Annotated in this window: 5 protein-coding genes; all 5 read right to left on the bottom strand. The window is 70.0% G+C overall.

What is annotated here, in order from left to right:
• Positions 1-451, bottom strand: a 451-nt coding sequence (locus MKK75_RS28440; protein WP_244045839.1) for a 5-oxoprolinase subunit PxpA, incomplete at its 3' end; no start/stop codon positions are given.
• A gap of 51 nt (positions 452-502) precedes the next feature.
• Complete coding sequence (locus MKK75_RS28435) at positions 503-1,210, bottom strand: ABC transporter ATP-binding protein (RefSeq protein ID WP_409567621.1); 708 nt, start codon at positions 1,208-1,210, stop codon at positions 503-505.
• Entirely contained in the window at positions 1,200-1,943 is a 744-nt protein-coding gene (locus MKK75_RS28430) for an ABC transporter ATP-binding protein (protein ID WP_244045838.1), read from the bottom strand. Before MKK75_RS28430 ends, MKK75_RS28435 begins: the two co-directional genes overlap by 11 nt.
• A gap of 4 nt (positions 1,944-1,947) precedes the next feature.
• Positions 1,948-2,988 (bottom strand): branched-chain amino acid ABC transporter permease, encoded by a 1,041-nt coding sequence (locus MKK75_RS28425; RefSeq protein WP_409567620.1) that lies wholly within the window; start codon positions 2,986-2,988, stop codon positions 1,948-1,950.
• A 1-nt stretch (position 2,989) separates the two neighbouring features.
• Positions 2,990-3,338, bottom strand: a 349-nt coding sequence (locus MKK75_RS28420; protein ID WP_244045837.1) for a branched-chain amino acid ABC transporter permease, incomplete at its 5' end; no start/stop codon positions are given.

The following is a 3,338-nucleotide window of genomic DNA, read 5'->3' as shown; positions in this document are numbered from 1 at the left end:
CCTGCGCGCTCAGCGCGATGGCGAGTAGGGCGAGATTCGGATCGACGGCCCTGACCGCGCGGGCGACCGCGTCGGCCACCGAACGCTCCTCAGCCGCGATGTTGCCGAGCGCCCCATGTGTCTTGACGTAGGTGATGCGGTGACCTGCATAGGCGGCAAGCGCCTGGGCAGCCCCGACCTGATAGGCCACCAGCCGCTCGATCTCGTCCGGGCTGAACGGGATGCGGCGCCGGCCGAAGCCCCAGAGGTCGGGAAAGCCCGGATGCGCGCCCACCGCGACGCCCTTCTCCTTCGCCAGGGCGAAGGTGCGGGCCATGATCTCGGGATCGCCCGCGTGCAGGCCGCAGGCGACGTTGGCCGAGGTGACCAGGTCGAGGATCGCGGCGTCGTCGCCGCAGGCATAGGCGCCGTAGCCTTCGCCGAGGTCGGAGTTGAGGTCTACGCGGGTCATCGCCCGTTCTCCCGTCTCACCATGTGCCGGCAATGCCGGCACGGGATGGTCTCAGATTCCGAGGTAGGCCCGCCGCACCTCCGGATCGTCGCGCACCTGTGCCGCCGGCCCGGAGAGGATGACACGCCCCGTCTGAAGCACGTAGGCGCGGTCGGCGATGGCGAGACTCTCCGCGAGCCGCTGCTCGACCAGCAGGACGGTCACGCCCGCGTCGCGGATCGCCGTGACGGCGGCGAAGATCTCGTCGACGAGCTTCGGCATGATGCCCTGCGAGGGCTCATCCAGCATCAGCAGGCGCGGCCGGGTCATCAGGGCGCGGCCGATGGCCAACATCTGCTGCTCGCCACCGGAGAGAGTCGCGGCCCGCTGCGGCAGCCGCTCCTTCAGCCGAGGGAAGAGCGCGAAGACCCGTTCCAGCGGCGCCTCGCGGTCGGCCCTGCTCCGATGCAGGTAGCTGCCGAGCCGCAGATTGTCGGCCACCGAGAGACGCGGGAACAGCCGCTTGTTCTCGGGCACGTAGGCGACGCCGCGGGCGGTGATGAGGTGGCCGGGGAGCCCGTCGAGGCGGCCACCATCGAAGCGTACGGTCCCGTCGCGCGGCCGCTCGAGCCCCGCGATCGACTTGAGCAGCGTCGACTTGCCCGCGCCGTTGGCGCCGGCCACGACGACGATCTCGCCCTCGGACACGTCCAGCGACACGCCCTGAATCGCGAGCAGGCCCTGGTAGGCTGTGGAGAGCCCGTCGACCTCAAGCAGCACGGTGGCGCTCCCCGAGATAGGCGGTGATGACGCCGTCGTCCCGCACCACTTCGGCCGGCAGGCCCTGGGCCAGGACGCTGCCGAGGTGGAGCACGACGGCCCGGTCGACGAGCGGCATCACCACCTCCATCACGTGCTCGACCATGATCACGGTCACGCCCATGGCCGCCACGCGCCGGATCAGCGCGACGCCGGCCTTGGCCTCGGAGGGTGTCAGGCCGGTGAGCACCTCGTCGAGGAGGAGCAGGCGCGGGCCGGTGGCGAGCGCGCGGGCCACCTCCAGGCGGCGCTTCTCGGGCGGCGTCAGCTCGCCGGCCACCGCCTCGGCGCGGTGGGTCAGCTCGACGCGCTCCAGAGTGTCCAGGGCGGCGCGGCGGGCGGACGCGGCGTTGGGGTGGCGGGCGAGCGCGCCGACCGTGACGTTCTCCAGGACGTTCATCGAGTCGAAGGAGCGTGGTACCTGGAAGGTGCGTGCGATGCCCCGGCGGCAGCGCTCGGCCGGCGGCAATCTGGTGATGTCGGTCCCCTCGAACAGGATCCGCCCTTTGCTCGGTCGGTAGACACCCGAGATCAGGTTGAACAGGGTCGACTTGCCGGCCCCGTTCGGGCCGATCAGCCCCAGGATCTCGCCCCTGCGCACGTCGAGGGTCACGTCGCGGTTGGCGACGAGACCGCCGAAGGCCAGCGTCACGTCGTCGACGCGCAGGATCGGGCCGCTCGGGTCCGTGCTCACGGGTTCAAACCTCCTCGTTGCGCGCGGCGCGCGTACGCTTGAACAGGCTGAGCACGCCCTCGGGGCGGGCGATCGCCACGACCATCACAAGGCCGCCGTAAAAGATCAGATCGATGCCGCTGCCGGTGCCGCCAAGATAGGAGCGGCTAATCTCGGTGATCGGGATGAGGATCGCCGCACCCACGAGCGCGCCCCACAGGGTCCCGACGCCGCCGAGCACGGCGGGCAGCGCGAAGAGCAGGGAGAAGCGAAAGCTCATCACGCTCTCGGGATCGATATACGAGACGTAGGATGCGTAGAGCCCACCGCCGACCGCCGTGAAGAAGGCCGAGATCGCCGCTGCCGCCATCTTGGACCGGAACACCTCGACGCCGAGGCTCTGGGCCGCAGCCGGGTCGTCCTTGACCGCGCGCCAGCCGTAGCCCCATCGCGATTCGGCGACGACGAAGGTGACGAGCCAGGTCCCGACCAGCAGGCCGAGGGCGAGATGGGCGTGCGGGATCTTGTCCCGCGCGAACTGGAGGGTTGCCCAGCTATCCGGGTTGAACGGCCACTGCACGCCCATCGCCCCGCCCACGAAATCCCAGTTCTGCATGAGCAGCAGCCCGGCTTCGGCGATGACGATGGTTGCGATCGAGAAGTAATGGCCGCCGAGACGGAAACAGGGCCACCCAATGGCGAGGGCTATCGAGGCCGCGAGCACCGCGCCGAGTCCTAGTCCCAACCACGGCGACACGCCGTAATTCACGAACAGGATGCTGGTGGCGTATGCGCCGATGCCGAAGTAGAGCGCGTGACCGAGGGAGATCTGTCCGCAATAGCCGCCCAGGATATTCCAGCTCTGCGACAGGGCCGCGTAGAGCAGGGTCAGGACCAGGACGTTCTGCAGGTAGACGTCCCGGATCGCGTAGGGCAGCGCGGCGAGGCCGGCGAAGATCAGCGCCCCGACGTAGAGGCTGCGGCGGCGCTTGGCCGCGAAGCGCCGGGCAGCCTCGTCCAGGCTCGGGGAGATCGCCGGAGCGGCGATCAGCGACGTGCCGGTCATGTCAGAGCCTCCCGAACAGGCCCTGGGGCCGCACAAGAACCACGAGGAGGTAGAGGGCGTAGACGCCCACCGATTTCAACGAGGGCGGCAGGATCAGGGTGGTCGCCGCCTCGACCAACCCGACGATCAGGCCCGCGGCCAGCGCGCCGAAGACGCTGCCGAAGCCGCCGAGCGCCACCGTAACGTAGGCGATCAGTGCGAAGGCGCCCCCGACGCCGGGATGGATGTAGTAGAACACGGTCAGCACGGCGCCCGCGAGGCCGACAAGCGCCGCACCGAGCCCCCAGCCGAGGGCGAAGATCCGGTTGCGGTCGATGCCGACCAGAGCGACGGCACCCTGATCCTCGCGC

This window comes from Methylobacterium sp. J-030 (genome assembly GCF_022829545.1).
Classification (GTDB): Bacteria; Pseudomonadota; Alphaproteobacteria; order Rhizobiales; family Beijerinckiaceae; genus Methylobacterium.
Note: the sequence above shows the minus strand (reverse complement) of the source record. Positions and strands in the feature narration are given on the sequence as shown.